The sequence below is a fragment of the Nocardia cyriacigeorgica genome, from assembly GCF_005863245.1.
GTDB classification, from domain to species: Bacteria; Actinomycetota; Actinomycetes; order Mycobacteriales; family Mycobacteriaceae; genus Nocardia; species Nocardia cyriacigeorgica_C.
Genome location: NZ_VBUT01000005.1, coordinates 261443 through 276727 on the forward strand (window position 1 = coordinate 261443; position 15285 = coordinate 276727).

Sequence of the window (15285 nt, forward strand, 5' to 3'; positions counted from 1 at the left end):
TACGCCGGGCATGCCGGCGTGCTTTCGGGTAATGCGATCTGCCGCATTCGCAGGACGGTTCGGCGGCAGGCCTCTATCCTTCTCGTGTCGGGGCGGGTCCGGGTCTGAGGTTTCGCGCGACGGTGAGTGTGAGAGGTACCTCGGATGGCAGATTCGCAGCGCTGGGCAGATGAGCGCTGGCCGGAAGTTCGCGACGATACCACCGCGGTCGTTCGCCGTGGCCGAGGAGGAGTTGTCGTCGAGGAGTCCGACGACGACTACGACCAGGACTGGTCCCGCGGCTACGACGACCACGCCGCCCGCCGAATCGTCAACCCTTACGCGGTGATCGCGCTGGTCGCGGCCCTGCTGCTGTTGATCCCGGTGGCGATCGTGTTCGGGCTCATCGCCTTCAGCCATCCTCGCGGCCGGGTGATGGCATTGTTCGCGCTGCTGCTCGGGCTGGCCGAGGCGGCGGTGATCGCGGCCCTGCTGGTGCTGCCCGGCGATCTGCTCTCGGATGTGGTCTCGCGTGCGGAGGATCTCGCGTCCACCCAGACCTCGCAGACCGTCTGGGCGACACAGGCTTCGGCGACCGGACCGGCAGGCAGTGCACCAGCCGAGCACGCGGGTGCGCCGGAAGCGACCACCGGCGCACCGGCATCCGGCGCCGAACCCACGGGTCCCGCGGCGCCGACGGCCACCCTGCGCACCGCCTGCCCGGAGGCCGGGCTCATCGGCACCGCCGCCGACGGATCGACGCTGCTGTGCCTGACCGCCGCCACCTCCACCACCGGATTCCAGTGGAAGGGCCCCTACACGATCTCCGAGGTCGTCGGCGAGGGCGGCACCAGCTGCAACCCGGGCGGCGCGGCGACCGCGCGCACCGCCGACGGGCGCGCGCTGGTCTGCGAAGGCCAGGGCCGAAGCGGCACCTGGGTGCTCTGGACCGCCTGAAGCCGTCGGCGGCACCGCCGCGGCGATGTCCGAATGTGACAGACACTCGTCATTGCCGTCATCCCGGCCGCGGGGTGAGGATGGGTTCGTGCCCGATTCCCATCACGTCGTCATCGCGGTCTTCCCCGAAGTCGACCTGCTCGACGTCACCGGTCCCGCCGAAGTGTTCGCGCTGGCCAACCGGGAGACGGCCGGGCGCGCGGGTTATCGGGTCCGGCTCGCGGCTCCGGCTCCCGGCCCGGTCACCACGTCGGCGGGAGTGCGGGTACTGCCGGACCTGACCTTCGACGAGGTCGACGGCCGCGTCGACACCCTGCTGGTGCCCGGCGCGGTCGAGATGACCGACGCCGGACCGCTGGCCCGTATCGACACCGATGTGGTGGCGTGGTTGCAAGACGTCGCGCCGCGGGCCGGGCGGGTGGCCTCGGTCTGCGTCGGCGCGCATCTGCTGGCCGCTGCCGGATTGCTCGACGGCAAGACGGCCACGACGCACTGGTCGACCGCCGCCCAGCTCGCCGCCCGTCATCCCGAGGTCACCGTCGATCCGGATCCGATCTTCGTGCGCACCGACCGCGGCAGGCTGTGGACCGGCGCCGGCATCAGCGCCTGCCTGGACCTGGCGCTTGCCCTGGTCGCCGAGGATCTCGGTGAGCAGGCGGCCCTGGCGGTGGCGCGTCAGCTGGTGATGTACCTGAAACGGCAGGGCGGGCAGAGTCAGTTCTCGGTGCCGCTGAGCCGTCCCGCTCCGGCCCGCCGCGATATCGACGAGCTCCGGCTGTGGATCGCCGAACATTTCGACGAGGACCTGTCGACCGAGGTCCTCGCCACGCGGATGCGGTTGAGTGAACGCCATTTCGTCCGGGTCTTCACCGGTGAGATGGGCATCGGGCCGAGCGCGTATGTCGAGGCCACCAGGGTCGAGGTCGCGCGTCGACTGCTCGAAACCACCGATCGCAGCCTCGACCAGATCGCGTCGAGTTCCGGCCTCGGCTCGGTGGAGACCTTGCACCGGGCCTTCAAACGTCAACTCGGTACCACGCCGGCGGCCTATCGCCGCCGCTTCCGCACCCGGACGGCCTGACCGTCCGATCCCCTCAGACCTCCCTCGGCCTATGCGCCGGGAGGAACTTCGCCATGCCCACATCCTCTCGAAAGGCTGTTTCATGACCACCTCCACTCGGCCCTCGGAATCCCTGCGCACCGTCGTCGGATTGGACGATGCGGCGCCACGATTGCGCGATTCCGCCCTGATCATGATCGATTTCCAGAACACCTACCGCACCGGCGTGATGGCCTTGGAAGGCGCCGAACCCGCGCTGGCCGCCGGTGCCAGGCTGCTCGAACGTGCACGCGGTGCGGGGATTCCCGTCGTGCACATCATCAACGACGGCGGCGAAGGCAGCCCGTACGACATCCGCGCCGAGATCGGCGCCATCAGCGACGACGTCGCACCCATCGACGGTGAGGCGGTCGTGGTGAAACAGTTCCCCAATGCCTTCCACGCCACCGCACTGGAACAGACGCTGCGCGATGCGGGGGTCGCGCCGGGCGGCGATCTCGTGCTGGCCGGGTTCATGACGCATATGTGCGTCGGCCACACCGCCGAAGGCGCGTTCAACCTCGGTTACCGGCCGACCGTTGTCGCCGAAGCCAGCGCCACTCGTGCATTGACCGGTCCCGACGGTACGGTCGTGCCCGCTGCCGCACTGCACACCGCGGCACTCACTACCGTCACGGATCTGTTCGGCATCGTCGTCCCGACCGTGGACGCTCTCCCGGACTGAGCGAAGCCGGTGTCCGGCGGGCACCCGCCCGCCGGGTCCGTCCTCAGTCGCCCTTCTTGGCGCGGCTGGGCTGAACGCGCGGTGGCTCGTTGGGCATCTTCGGATACTGCGGCGGCCACGGCGCGTCCATCAGCCCCGAGGCCATATCCCGCTCCGACATCTCCAGCAGCGGTGCGATCGACTGCGGCGGCCGCTCGGCCCACGGATCGCCGCGTTCGGCCAGCCGGGCCGGGACGGTGGCGATGGTCAGCTCCTCCGGCACCACCGTCGCCAGATCGTCCCAGGAGATCGGTGTCGACACCTGCGCGCCCACCTTGGGCCGCACGCACCAGGCGCCGAAAACCGTTTTGTGCGGGGCGTTCTGGTTGTAGTCGACGAACACGCGGCTGCCGCGCTCTTCCTTCCACCAATGCGCGGTGATCTGATCGGGATGGCGGCGCTCCAGCTCACGGGCCAGCGCCACCGCCGCCGCGCGCACCTGATAGCCATCCCAGCGCGGTTCCAGCGCCACATACAGGTGCAGCCCGCGCGACCCGGAGGTCTTGACCCGGGCGTCGATACCGAGTTCGGCGCACAGTTCACGGGTGCGCACGGCCGCGGCGCGCAGATCGTCGAAGCCGATGCCGGGGGAGGGGTCCAGGTCCACGCGCAGTTCGTCGGCGATGTTCAGGTCGTCGACGTGATTGGGCCACACGTGAAATCCCAGGCAGCCCTGGTTCACCGCCCACAGGATGTGGGCCAGATCGTGGGCGACGAGCGCGTCGCTGGTGGTGCCGTTGGGGGTGGTGACTTCCACGGTGTGCAACCAGTCGGGCGCGGATTTCGGCACCCGCTTCTGGAACCAGGACTTGCCCGAGGCGCCGTCGGGATAGCGCTCCAGCAACAGCGGCCGGTTGCCGATGACGCCGAGCAGTGGTTCGGCCACGGCCTGGTAGTAGTGCACCAGATCGAGTTTCGTTTCCCCGCGCTTGCTGAAATACACCTTGTCGGGGTTGGAGATCGTGAGGTTGCGGCCGTCGACCTCGATCTCGACGGCGCTGCTCATCGCGCCACCTCGGAACCGAAGATGGCGGCCAGCTCGGCCGGCGCCACCTCGTCGAGCTGGGCGTACGTGCACGATTCGGGCGTGCGGTCGGTGCGGAACCGCACCAGCCTGCCGCCGTGCCGGAACCGGCCCGACTGCACATGCTCATAGCGCACCTCGGCCACGAGCTCGGGCCGCAACGCCACCCAGGACAGATCCTTGCCCGCGCTCCAGCGGCTCATCCCGCCCGGCATCTTGCCCTCGGCGGAGGCCTGTGCCGCTGCGTCGGCCCAGTTGCGCCACGGATGATTGTCCAGCGCGTTCTCCCGCCACGGCTCGAGTTCGCCGACGAGCTGTTTGCGCCTGGCGGCGGTGAAGCTGCTCGCGACGCCGACGTGATGCAGGTTGCCCTCGTCGTCGTAGAGCCCGAGCAGCAGCGAACCGACGCCCTCGCCGTCTTTGTGCCAGCGGAATCCGGCGACGACGCAATCGGCGGTGCGTTCGTGTTTGACCTTGAGCATCACCCGCTTGTCCTGCTGATACCGCTGGTCGTCGGCCTTGACCATCACCCCGTCGAAGCCGGCGCCCTCGAAGCGGGTGAACCAGTCCTCGGCGATATCGGGATCGGAGGTGATGGGTGTCAGGTGCACTCGTGCGAGTTCGGTGTCGAGGATGGTCTCGAGCAGACGCCGGCGTTCCCGGAACGGCTCGCCGGTCAAGTCGTCGTCGCCCAGCGCGAGCAGATCGAAGGCGACGAAACTCGCCGGGGTTTCCGCGGCGAGTTTGGCCACCCGCGAAGCCGCGGGATGCAGCCGCAGTTGCAGGGTGTCGAAATCGAGGCCGGCCTCGGTGACGATCACGATCTCGCCGTCGACCACGCAGCGCGGCGGCAGCGCGTCCTTCAGCAGCTCGGCGACCTCGGGGAAATACCTGGTCAGCGGGCGGTCATTGCGGGAGCCGAGCTCGATCTCGGCTCCGTCGCGGAACACGATGCACCGGAATCCATCCCATTTGGGCTCGTAGCTGAGCCCGGGTTCCCGCGGCACCGCCGGGGCGGATTTGGCGAGCATCGGCCGCACGGGTGGCATCACCGGTAGGTCCACGCGATCCTCCTCGGAGTCGGTCCTCACCGATGTCGACGTCGCGACCGACGATGATTCATCGGTGGGGCGATCGTATGCGGCGGTACCGACAGGGTGCGGGATCCGGCGGACAGCGCGACGGGCGTGCCGGACGCGAGGTCAGTCGTCGAGCCAGCCGTGTTCGGCGGCGAAGGCGGTGAGTCGTTCGCGGATGGTGACGATCTCACCGGCGGTGAGGGCGGGGCTGGCATCCAGCAGCAGTTCGGTGACCAGCCGGGTGTGCTCGGCCGGTGTCAACACCACCACCCCCGCCCGGTCTTTGGTGCGGCCACGAGGAGCGGGGCCGGCGCCGCCGCCCGCGGCGGCGAGATTGACCGCCTTGGGCCCGCGGTCGCCCTCGGTGATCTCGAATTCGAACACCCGCCCCTGGCGCAGTTCGTCCTCGTCGAGACCGATGTCGTTGACATGCACGAAAACATCCGGACCACCGTCTTCGGGACGAATGAAACCGAATCCGCGCGAGCTGTCGAACGACACCAATTTCCCGATGGCCACCACACCCGCTCCTCGTCGCCGACGCTACCGGGCCACTTTAACCCGCATTTTCTCCATCGTTGGAGGAAAGCGCCTTTTGCAGCGAAGAGAACACCGTGAGCCCCTGACCGACCATCCCGTTGACCAATTCGCTGACCCCGTCGGGCCCGTTGAGCACGGTGAGGTTGGCGTTGGACAACCCGTGCGCGGCCTGGCGAACGATCTCCGGCAACTGCTCGATGAGCAACTGGTCCAGTGCGATCCGGTTGTTGGAGGCCGCGGCCTCGGCCTGGATCCTGGTCCGGTCCGCCTCGGCCTCGGCGAGGATGCGCACCCGCTCGGCCTCGGCGGCCGCCGGTTTCACCACCTCGGCCTGCAACTGCTGTTCGCGCAGTTCGGCTTCCTTGCGCGCCTGTTCGGCCTTGGCGATGAGCACCTCTTGCTGGGCCAGTGCCTGCGCCAGCGGGCCGGCCGCGGCGGCCTCGGCCTGCGCCTTGTCGATATCGCGCTGGTACTGGGCCTTGAGCAGAGCGGTTTCCCGCTCGTATTCGGCCTGGCGGCGCAGCGACTCCTGCTCGGCCTCGGCCGAACGCTGGGCGGCTTGCGATTGCGCGATGTGGGCGTCGCGCTGCACGGCGGCGTTGTGCGGTGCGGCCAGCGCGGAGATGTAGCCGAGGTCGCCGTCATCGATGGACATGATCTGGAACGAGTCCACCCACAGGCCGATATTGCTCATCTCGACCTTCGACGCCACCAGCACTTCGTCGGCGAGGCGCTGACGCTCGCGGATGATCTCCTCCACGGTCATGGAGCCGACGATGGAGCGCAGGTGCCCGGAGAAGATGCGCCCGGTCAGCATCGACATCTCGCGTTCCTGTTCGGACAGGAAGCGTTGTGCGGCATTGACGATCGATGGCGTGTCGTTGGCGACCTTGAACGCGATGACGGCCCGCACATCGAGCTGGATCGCCTGCTTGGTCTCGCAGCGCTCCTTGATCTCGGCCTCGAACATCGCCAGCGACAGATACCGGACCTTACGGAAGAAGGGCACCACCCACGCGCCGCGCCCGATGATCACCTTGAACGGCGTGTTGTCCTTGCTCTTGGCGCCGCTGACCAGCATCGCCTCGTCCGGATCCGGCACATGGTAGCCGAGCACGTCTGTCTCCCTTGCTGTTTCGACATCACTCCAGCGGATCCGGCACGAGCGGAACCCACGGCACCACCTCGGCGATGCGGCCGGAGTCGACAGCGATGATCAGCACGGTCGCCCCGGCTGCGATCGGCTCGGTGGCGCGCGCGATGTAGAGCTCGGTTCCCCCTCGGACGGCGACCAGGACCTCACCCAGCATCCCGGCCCCCCGGATCGGCGACATCAGCGTACCCGTAGAACCCACTACCGCATCGGTCAACGTTCGAACCTCCTGCGGCCACCTTACGATTCGCCGCACCCGGTGACGGCGGCGAGCGCGGCGGTCAGTGCCGATACAGCCCGCGGTAGGCGGTGATCATCGCGACGAGATGGTCGACGATCTCCTCGCGATCGGCGCGCAGCGACCCGTTGAGCCACGCCGAGAACATGCCCGCGTTACCGCTGGCCATGGTGACCGCGGCCAGGCGCCGCCGCACCGGATCATCGATATGGGAGAACAGATGGTCCTGGATGAGCCGGGTGAACGCGGGCATCACCGCGATGGTGGTCTGGCCGAGGCCGGTACTGGAATACGGCTCCACCAGGAACAGGCGGGACTTGCGCGGATCCTCGAGCACCTTGTCGACCAGCACCTGCGACAGGGCGCGGTCCCTGGACGGATCGTCGGCCACGGCGAACGCCGTCATCGGTTCCAGGAATTCCTCGGCCACCTGGCGGTAGAGCACATCGAGCAGTTCGTCGCGGCTGGCGAAGCTCTCGTAGAAGTAGCGGTCGGTGAGATTGGCCCGGCGGCACACCGCCCGCATGGTGACCCCGGCTGCTCCGGATTCGCCGATCAGGTCCAGGGCCGCCTCCAGTAGCGCCGCCCGCCGCACCTGCTTGCGCTCGGTGAGGGTGGTCCCGCCCCAGATCCGGGGTCCGGCGAGTGGATCCGCGTGCGGGTGGTCTGATTCCTGGCCTGTCTGCACCCGTTCCACCCTAATGCCGACCGCCGCGCCGCTGGGCCCCCGCCCGGTCACCGACTCGGCGGCTTCATGCATCGGTAACTGTCGGTTAACTCGTCCCGGATACCTTTCCTGCGAGATCGAGCGTGTTGGTGAGGTGCAGGTGGTGGAGTCCGCTACGAGGGCCGGGTCGAGGAGCTCGGGCGACAGGCTCGGTACGGGTCCGATACCGGTACTGCGACCGGGACCGCCACTGGCGACGCGCCCACCGGTGTTGATGCGTCGCCCGCGTCCGGCGCATCTGCCGCTGGCTCCCGCGCAGGAGCGGATGTGGCATGCGGCGCGCGCGGGCCGCTCGGCGGACTGGAACGTGGCGCGCGCGGTGCGCATTCGTGGCGCGTCGATCGATGTCGGCGCCCTGGTCGCTGCGCTCGCCGACGTGATCGCCCGGCACGAGCCGCTGCGCACCCGATACCCGGCCACCGAGCACGGACCCGCGCAGGTCGTCGTCCCGGTGACCGAGGCCGAGCCGGATATCCGGGTGTGCCCGGTACCGGAGGCCGATCTGCCGGCCCGGCTGGCCGAACTCGCCGGGCGGGAATTCGACCTCGCCGCGCAACTGCCGTTGCGGGCGCGGGTGTACCTGCTCGACGACGACGATGTGGTGCTGCTACTGGTCGCCCATCACATCAGCATCGACGGCCGCTCGGTGGCGCCGCTGCTGCGCGACCTCGGCGCCGCCTATACCGCCCGTGCCCGTGGCCGGGCTCCGGTGTTGCCGCCGCTGCCGGTCGACTACGCCGATTACACGCTGTGGAAGCACGCCCAGCTCGGTGATTTCGCCGATGAGTGGAGCCGGGCCACCCAGCAGCTGCGCTATTGGGCCAATACCCTGGCCGGTCGCCCGGCTATGCTGCGGTTTCCCCTCGACCGGCCACGTCCGGCGGTGCCGTCCGCCGACGGCGCGACCATCGCGGTGGCGTTCGCACCGGCGGTGCACGCGGCCCTGCTCGACCGCGCCCAGCGGGGGCGGGTGAGCCTGCTGATGGTGTTGCAGGCGGCGTTCGCGGTGTGTGTGGGCTGGTTCGGGCGCAGCGACGACGTCACCGTGGCGACGGCGGTGAGCGGGCGCGATCACCGGCTGCTCGACGATCTGGTCGGCAACTTCGCCGACGACGTGCTGCTGCGGATCCGCCTGGACCGGGCCGGCGATATGGACGAGCTCATCGATCAGGTCCGCCGGGTGGCGCTGGCCGCGTTCGCGCATCCGGACACCCCGAACCCGCGGCTGAAGCGATGCCTGCCCGAGGACGCGCGGACCCCGCTGTTCCAGGCCACGCTCATCCTGGAACGCGGAGCCGTCGCGCCTGCACCGGGGGCGGGCGCGCGGACGCCCACGGTGACCGAGGTGCCGGTCGGCGCGCCGCGGGCCAAACACGATCTGGAATTCGGGCTGGTCGAACGCTACGACGCCGCGGGTGCTCCGGCAGGCGTGGACGGTGTGTTCCTTTATCCGACCGCATTGTTCGATCCAGCGACGGCCGAATCGTTCGTCGCCAGGTTCGACGCGGTGGTGCGCGCTCTGGCGGCCGGCTATCGCGGCCCGATCCGTGCCGTCGTCGACCCTGTGTGATCTGCTGGGGCGGCCCCTATTTGAAATTGGGAGATTTCACAATCGTGACGACCTGTCGCTTCCGGCCGGTACGTTGGATGACGTCCAACACTGCGGGTACAAGCGGAAAGGTCCCGGCCCCTTGGCAATCGGCGTTCTGGTCCGACCGGATCGACGACAGCGTTTCGAACGCGCCCGAGTGCGCGCCGGCCTACCCGGAGCCGGATGATGTTCACCCGCTGGGGGGAGCTGGTGTACCGGCTGCGGTTCGCCGTCATCGTCGTGGTCGGCGCGGCGATGCTCGGCCTCGGAGCCGCCGGCACCGGACTCGACGAGCATCTGACCTCGGGCGGATTGGACGATCCCACCTCGGAATCCGCGGTGGCCGCCCGCTTGTCCGATAGGGCCTTCGGCCGCAACCACGACGTCGACGTGGTGGTGCTCTACACCGCACCCGACGGCAGCACCGTCGACGATCCGCACGTCCGCGACCGCGTGGTGGACAACCTCAACCGGCTGCCGCGTGAGTACCCCGACGAGATCCTCGGCATCAACGCCGCCTACTGGCCCACCGAGACCGGCAAGCTGAGCGGTCCGCAAGCCGCCACCGACGACCGCAAACACGCCGTGGCCGCGATCGCCATTCGCGGTGACACCGACACCGAGATGGTGAACAACTACCGGAAGGTCAAGGACGCCTTCGCGATTGCCGGGATCGAGGTGCAGGTCGGTGGCCTGCAAGCGGTCGCGGGGACGTTGAACGACACCGTCGCCCACGACACCCGGCGACTGGAAATGCTGGCCATTCCCGCTGTGGCGGTGCTGTTGTTCTTCATCTTCGGCGGGGTGGTGGCGGCGGCGCTGCCGTTGATCGTCGGCGGGCTCACCGTCTTCGGCGCCTATGGCATCCTGCGGTTGCTGACCATGGTCACCGACGTGAATTCCTTCGTCTCCCCGGTGGTCTCGATGATCGGCATCGGGCTGGCGATCGACTACGGGCTGTTCGTGGTGAGCCGGTTCCGGGAGGAACTGGCGGCGGGCTATGACACGCCGACGGCGGTGCGCCGCTCGGTGGTGACGGCCGGGCGCACCGTGGTGTTCTCGGCGACGATGATCATCGCCAGCCTCGGTGGCATGCTGCTGTTTCCGCAGGGTTTTCTGAAATCGATGGCCTACGGCGCCATCGCGACGGTGTCGCTGGCGGCGCTGGCCTCGATCACCCTGCTCCCGGCCATGCTCGCGGTGCTGGGACCACGAGTGGATCTGCTCGGTTTCGAACGGTTTCGCCGCACCAGGTCCGCCGAGGAGGTCGAGCATGGATTCTGGGCGCGCAGCACCGCGTGGGTGATGCGGCATCCGCTGAAGATCAGCGTCGCCTTGTGCGTCGGGTTGCTGCTGTTGATCCTGCCCATGCGCAACCTCGTCTTCGGCGGGTTCAGCGAACGCTATCTGCCGCCGGACGATCCGACCCGCGTCGCGCAGGAGCGGATCGACGCGCTGTTCCCGGTCCGGAAATCGGACCCGCTGGAATTGATCTTCGTCTCCGGCAACAGCACCGCGGTGGGCGATCTGTGGCATCAGGCGAACACCGCGCCCGGCCTCGCCGGCGATTTCGAGATCCCATCGCGCTCGACGGTGCAGGGCGATGTGTACCGCACCAAGGCCACCCTCGTCGACTCCGCCGCAGCGGGCGAGACCATCGAGTATCTGCGAGCCCTCGAACGGCCCGACGGGGTGACCATGCTGGTCGGCGGCGTGCCCGCGATTCAGAAGGACAGCATCGACGCGTTGCTGGTGCGGATTCCGTTCATGATCGTGCTGGTGCTGCTGCTGACGACGATGCTGATGTTCTTGACCTTCGGCTCGCTGGTGCTTCCGATCAAGGCGGCGTTGATGAGCGCGCTCGGGCTCGGCTCCACCCTCGGCATCCTCACCTGGATCTTCCTCGACGGGCACGGTGCGGACCTGCTGAACTTCACCCCGCAACCCATCCAGGCCAACGTCCTGGTGCTGATCATCGCCATCATCTACGGCCTGTCCACCGACTACGAGGTGTTCCTGCTCTCGCGCATGGTGGAAGCCCGCGCGAAGGGCGCCTCCACCGAGGAGGCGGTGCGCACCGGCACCGCGCACACCGGCCGCATCATCACCGCGGCCGCGCTGATCCTGCTGGTGGTGACCGGTGCCTTCGCCTTCTCCGATCTGGTGATGATGCAGTACATCGCCTTCGGCATGATCGCCGCCCTGATCATCGACGCCACCGTGCTGCGGATGATGCTGGTGCCCGCCACGATGACCCTGCTCGGCGACCGGTGCTGGTGGGCCCCGGAATGGATGAAACGACTGCAACGGCGCATCGGGTTGGGCGAGCCGCTGCTCGCCGACGAACCACCGCAACCGACTCCTATCGGTAAAGGCTGAGCGCCTCGCCCAGCTCCGGGTGCGGGCGATTCGGGGCGCCGCGCCCGTTAGTCACGCGCTACCGTTCGCGCCCCGATTATCCGTGCCCCGTGCCCCGTGCCTGGTGGCACCGTCGCGGCTCTCTGAACGTGGAGCGTGTCTGCTCGTGGCTGACGGCACGCCACCTGCCAGTCGATTGCCAGTCGCCAGCACCACCTGGTATCCGGTGCGTCCATCAGCCCGGCGGGTGGCCGGGATGCGGACGGCGATCGAAGGACTGGTCAACGGACTACTCGACCGCCATACCCGGGCGTGCGGCCCGCACCCGCGCCGCCTGCTGATCACAGCGCCTCGGCGCTCTGATTCGCTGGATTCGATGTCGGCGCGCAACAAGGTACCGATCATGCTGTTGCGCAGCGCAATTCGAGGTGCGTACCGTCCAGTGCCGCGCCCGGATCCGGGCGGGGTGCGCGCCGGATGGCTAGACTCCGACAGTGCCGTGGCCGGTGCCCGGTGGCCCGGCGAGAAGTGAGGTAAGCGGTGAGTGCGGTGGATCGGTGGCTGATAGCGCGTAGTGCCGACTTGCGACCCACACCGGCGGACCGGGCGTTGCGCAAACTGAGCCGGATGGCCGACCGCAACCTGCTGTGGGTGGCCACCGCGGCCGCGATGTACCTGGTGGGTGACCGTGCACAACGCCGGGCGGCGGTGCGCGGGGTGCTCTCGGTCGGGCTGGCCAGCGGCATCGCCAACGGCATCGCCAAGCCGATGTTCCCGCGGCGCAGGCCGCCGGACGCGTCCGTGCCGTTCGTGCGCAGGCCCGTGAAACCGCCCTACTCGTCGTCGTTCCCGTCCGGGCATTCGGCGTCGGCGGCCGCGTTCGTCACCGGCGTCGCGCTCGAAGACCGCCGCGCCGCCGTCGCGGTGGCGCCGGTCGCGGTGGCCGTCGGCTACTCCCGCGTGCACATCGGGGTGCACTGGCCCTCCGATGTGGTCGCTGGCGCGATGCTCGGCTCGGCGCTGGCGCTGGCCACCCGGCGCTGGTGGGCGGTGCGCGCCGGGGAACCGGCCACCATGGGGCCCACCGAGTCCACCACACCGCTGCCCGACGGCAAGGGGTTGCTGCTGGTGGTCAACCGCTCCTCCGGCCCGGGCAACGGCGACCAGCTCGACCCCCTCCGCGACAAACTCCCCGGAGCTCAGATCCTCGAACTCGACCCGAGCGCCGACCTCGGCACGCAGATCGCCGAGCAGGTCCGCGCGGGTGGAGTGGTCGCACTCGGCGCGCTCGGCGGCGACGGCACCGTCTCCGGTGTCGCCGAAGCCGCCGTTCGCCACGATCTGCCGCTGGCGGTGTTCGCCGGGGGAACCCTCAACCATTTCGCGCGCGATCTCGGCGTCGACGATCCGGCCGCGACGGTGGCGGCGCTGGAATCGGGTGAGGTGATGCGGACCGATATCGCCCGGGTTCGCTTCGGCGGAGACGGTGAACGCACATTCGTCAACACCGCGAGCCTCGGCGGCTACCCGGATTTCGTGCGACTGCGCGAAAAGCTGGAATCGCGGCTCGGGAAATGGCCCGCCGCGGCCGTCGCGCTGCTGCGTGTGCTGTCGCGCGCGCAGCCGTTGCACGCGATCATCGACGGGGAGCGGGTCGAGATCTGGATGCTGTTCGTCGGCAACGGCACCTACGTGCCCGGCCACCAGATCCCGGCCGCACGCCCGCGACTGCACGGCGGCACCCTCGACGTCCGGTACCTGCGCGCGGATCTGCCGCTGTCGCGGACCCGGCTGATCTGGTCGACCATCACCGGCAGCCTGGAACATTCACACACCTACGTGCACCGGCGGGTGGCGCGGATGCGGGTGCAGGTGGTCGGCTCGGATGTCTCGCTGGCCACCGACGGCGAGGTCAACCACAGGGTGAAGGATCTGACCATCACCAGCGAAGCGGGTGCGCTCGGTGTCTTCCGGCCCTCGGAGACCGGCGTGATCGACGGCAACGGGCGGCGCTGACCTACACCGGCCTGGCCGCGGGCCCGGCATGGGTGCGTGCTCGGTGCGGCCCTTCGACATCGTGTCCGGCCCGGCACCGGACCACCACCTCGACCGGTTCGTCGCAGTCGCGATGGCCGACCACGAGTGCGGGTCCTTCGGGGTCGGCGCAGTATCGGTCGCCCCATTGCAGTAGCGCGAGCAGGATCGGGTACAGGTCTGCGCCCTTGGCGGTGAGCCGGTACTCACGGCGGGTTCGGCTGCCCGATTCCCGATAGGGCACCGCATCGATGACGCCCGCATCACGAAGTCTGGCCAGCCGGTTGGACAGCACCGACTCCGAGATGCCCGAATGCTGCCGGATCTGTTCGAAGCGGCGCACGCCGTTGAACAGCTCGCGCAGCACGATCATCGTCCACCGATCCCCGATGACATCCAGCGTGCGCTGCACCGAGCAGTTGGCGGTGCTGTACTCGAGCCACTCCATCGGACCAGCGTATCTGCCTTCGGACTTGACAGTCAGCCGGTGAGCATGGCTAGCTTTCATATTGAAAGTCAGATGACCGACGTCAGGAGCATCGCATGCCGGATCCCGCAACCGTGCCGCAGGAAGTGGCGGGTGTGGACCTCACCAACGCCAGTCGGTTCGTCGCAGCGAGCGGACTCGTGATCGAGGATCTGTCGGGTTCGAGAGTCTCCGGCCACGTCGAACTCGGCGTCGATCACCACACCCCGTGGGGCGTGGTGCACGGCGGGGTGTACGCGACGATCGTGGAGACCGCGGCCAGCGTCGGCGCCAGCACTGCGGTGGCCGACCGCGGCGAATTCGCGGTCGGTGTGCACAATGCCACCGATTTCCTGCGACCGGCGACCGAATGCCGGGCATCGGTGACGGCCGAACCCCTCCATCAGGGCCGCACCCAGCAGTTGTGGCAAGTTGTCATCACCGATGACGCGACCGGCAAAACCCTCGCGCGTGGGCAGGTGCGGTTGCAGAACGTGCCGCTGCCGAGCTGACACCAACCGGGGCGGGTACTGCCGCGTCATCGCGGGGCCATGGCATGCCTGCTCACCGGCGGGTCCGGCGCCGTGCAGCCGGCTGCGCATAAGGTGGGCGGATGGTGTGGGTGGCGGTCGTGCTTGCGGTGCTGGCGGTGGCGCTGACCTGGTTCGTGCTGCATGGCGATGCCGAGGCAGTGGTGGACGTGCCGATCATGGACTGGGTCGTCGCCCACCGCGTCGACGCGCTGACCCCGGCCGCGAAGGTGATCACCCACTCCGGCGGCACCATCGCGATGTGGTCGGCGGCGATCCTCGCGTGCGCGGTGCTGGCCAAGCGCCGCCAGTGGCCCGAGGTCACGCTGGTCGCGGTCACCGGGGCAGGGTCGGCGTTGCTGATTCCGCTGCTCAAATCGGTGATCGACCGCGAACGCCCACCGGTGGCGGACCGGCTGGTCACCGTCACCAGCCACTCGTACCCGTCCGGGCACGCCCTCGGTTCGGCGGTCGTCGTCGGCGTCATCGCCGCCGTCGTCATCGCCACCCTGCACCGGCCCGGCCCACGCTCGGCCGTGGCCGCGGCCGCCGCGACCTTCGTGGTGCTGGTCGGCCTGTCCCGCGTCTACCTCGGCGTGCACTGGCCCACTGACGTCCTCGCCGGCTGGACCATCGGCCTGCTCTGGCTGACCATCATGCTCACCGGCTACGCCCGCTACCGGCGCACATTGCCGCCGGTCCCGGAGGCTGAACAGGCCCCGGCGGCCGCCGCCCCTGCCGAGTGGAAGGCGAGCGCGGAGCGTAGCGCCGATACCTAGCGGTGTC

General features: G+C 69.0%; 14 protein-coding genes and 1 pseudogene. 8 read left to right on the forward strand and 7 right to left on the reverse strand.

Translation table 11 applies throughout. The features are described 5' to 3' along the window. The first annotated feature begins 144 nt into the window (after positions 1-144). The 3 genes from FEK34_RS14345 to FEK34_RS14355 all read left to right on the forward strand — a co-directional run bounded on the left by FEK34_RS14345 (position 145) and on the right by FEK34_RS14355 (position 2720). The gene (locus FEK34_RS14345) at positions 145-936 is read left to right on the forward strand and encodes a hypothetical protein (RefSeq protein ID WP_138448364.1); all 792 of its coding nucleotides are present in this window, start codon (positions 145-147) and stop codon (positions 934-936) included. Positions 937-1024: 88 nt separating this feature from the next. Further along, positions 1025-2017 carry a GlxA family transcriptional regulator gene (locus FEK34_RS14350; protein ID WP_138448365.1) on the forward strand — a complete coding sequence of 331 codons (993 nt, stop codon included), beginning with the start codon at positions 1025-1027 and terminating at the stop codon, positions 2015-2017. A gap of 82 nt (positions 2018-2099) precedes the next feature. Then, a complete protein-coding gene (locus FEK34_RS14355) occupies positions 2100-2720 on the forward strand; it encodes a cysteine hydrolase family protein (protein ID WP_138448366.1) in 621 nt (206 codons plus the stop codon). 43 nt (positions 2721-2763) lie between these two features. Here the strand turns inward: FEK34_RS14355 and ligD are convergent, their stop codons facing one another. The 6 genes from ligD to FEK34_RS14385 form a co-directional block, all read right to left on the reverse strand. Then, complete coding sequence (gene ligD / locus FEK34_RS14360; protein ID WP_138448367.1) at positions 2764-3765, reverse strand: non-homologous end-joining DNA ligase; 1002 nt, start codon at positions 3763-3765, stop codon at positions 2764-2766. Continuing rightward, complete coding sequence (locus tag FEK34_RS14365) at positions 3762-4847, reverse strand: ATP-dependent DNA ligase (RefSeq protein ID WP_212748757.1); 1086 nt, start codon at positions 4845-4847, stop codon at positions 3762-3764. Before FEK34_RS14365 ends, ligD begins: the two co-directional genes overlap by 4 nt. A gap of 138 nt (positions 4848-4985) precedes the next feature. After that, positions 4986-5384 carry a cold shock domain-containing protein gene (locus FEK34_RS14370; protein WP_138448368.1) on the reverse strand — a complete coding sequence of 133 codons (399 nt, stop codon included), beginning with the start codon at positions 5382-5384 and terminating at the stop codon, positions 4986-4988. Between the two features lie 34 nt (positions 5385-5418). Further along, on the reverse strand, positions 5419-6519 hold the full coding sequence (locus FEK34_RS14375) for an SPFH domain-containing protein (RefSeq protein WP_138448369.1): 1101 nt from the start codon (positions 6517-6519) through the stop codon (positions 5419-5421). A 25-nt stretch (positions 6520-6544) separates the two neighbouring features. Next, positions 6545-6772 carry a hypothetical protein gene (locus FEK34_RS14380; protein ID WP_232052081.1) on the reverse strand — a complete coding sequence of 76 codons (228 nt, stop codon included), beginning with the start codon at positions 6770-6772 and terminating at the stop codon, positions 6545-6547. 64 nt (positions 6773-6836) lie between these two features. Continuing rightward, positions 6837-7481, reverse strand: a complete 645-nt coding sequence (locus FEK34_RS14385) for a TetR/AcrR family transcriptional regulator (RefSeq protein WP_138448370.1) — start codon at positions 7479-7481, stop codon at positions 6837-6839. Positions 7482-7734: 253 nt separating this feature from the next. Between FEK34_RS14385 and FEK34_RS14390 the strand changes: the two genes are divergently transcribed. The 3 genes and pseudogenes from FEK34_RS14390 to FEK34_RS14400 all read left to right on the forward strand — a co-directional run bounded on the left by FEK34_RS14390 (position 7735) and on the right by FEK34_RS14400 (position 13485). Next, complete coding sequence (locus FEK34_RS14390) at positions 7735-9090, forward strand: condensation domain-containing protein (RefSeq protein ID WP_138448371.1); 1356 nt, start codon at positions 7735-7737, stop codon at positions 9088-9090. Positions 9091-9297: 207 nt separating this feature from the next. After that, a pseudogene (locus FEK34_RS14395) lies at positions 9298-11481 on the forward strand (MMPL family transporter); the annotation flags it as partial. A gap of 615 nt (positions 11482-12096) precedes the next feature. Beyond that, positions 12097-13485, forward strand: coding sequence for a bifunctional phosphatase PAP2/diacylglycerol kinase family protein (locus FEK34_RS14400; RefSeq protein ID WP_138448372.1), 1389 nt, complete (start codon positions 12097-12099; stop codon positions 13483-13485). Between the two features lies 1 nt (position 13486). Here FEK34_RS14400 and FEK34_RS14405 read toward each other — a convergent pair whose 3' ends face one another. Continuing rightward, positions 13487-13951, reverse strand: a complete 465-nt coding sequence (locus FEK34_RS14405; protein ID WP_138448373.1) for a winged helix-turn-helix transcriptional regulator — start codon at positions 13949-13951, stop codon at positions 13487-13489. 95 nt (positions 13952-14046) lie between these two features. Between FEK34_RS14405 and FEK34_RS14410 the strand changes: the two genes are divergently transcribed. Further along, positions 14047-14481 carry a PaaI family thioesterase gene (locus tag FEK34_RS14410; protein ID WP_138448374.1) on the forward strand — a complete coding sequence of 145 codons (435 nt, stop codon included), beginning with the start codon at positions 14047-14049 and terminating at the stop codon, positions 14479-14481. A gap of 101 nt (positions 14482-14582) precedes the next feature. Next, positions 14583-15278, forward strand: coding sequence for a phosphatase PAP2 family protein (locus tag FEK34_RS14415; RefSeq protein ID WP_138448375.1), 696 nt, complete (start codon positions 14583-14585; stop codon positions 15276-15278). The last annotated feature ends 7 nt before the right edge of the window (positions 15279-15285 follow it).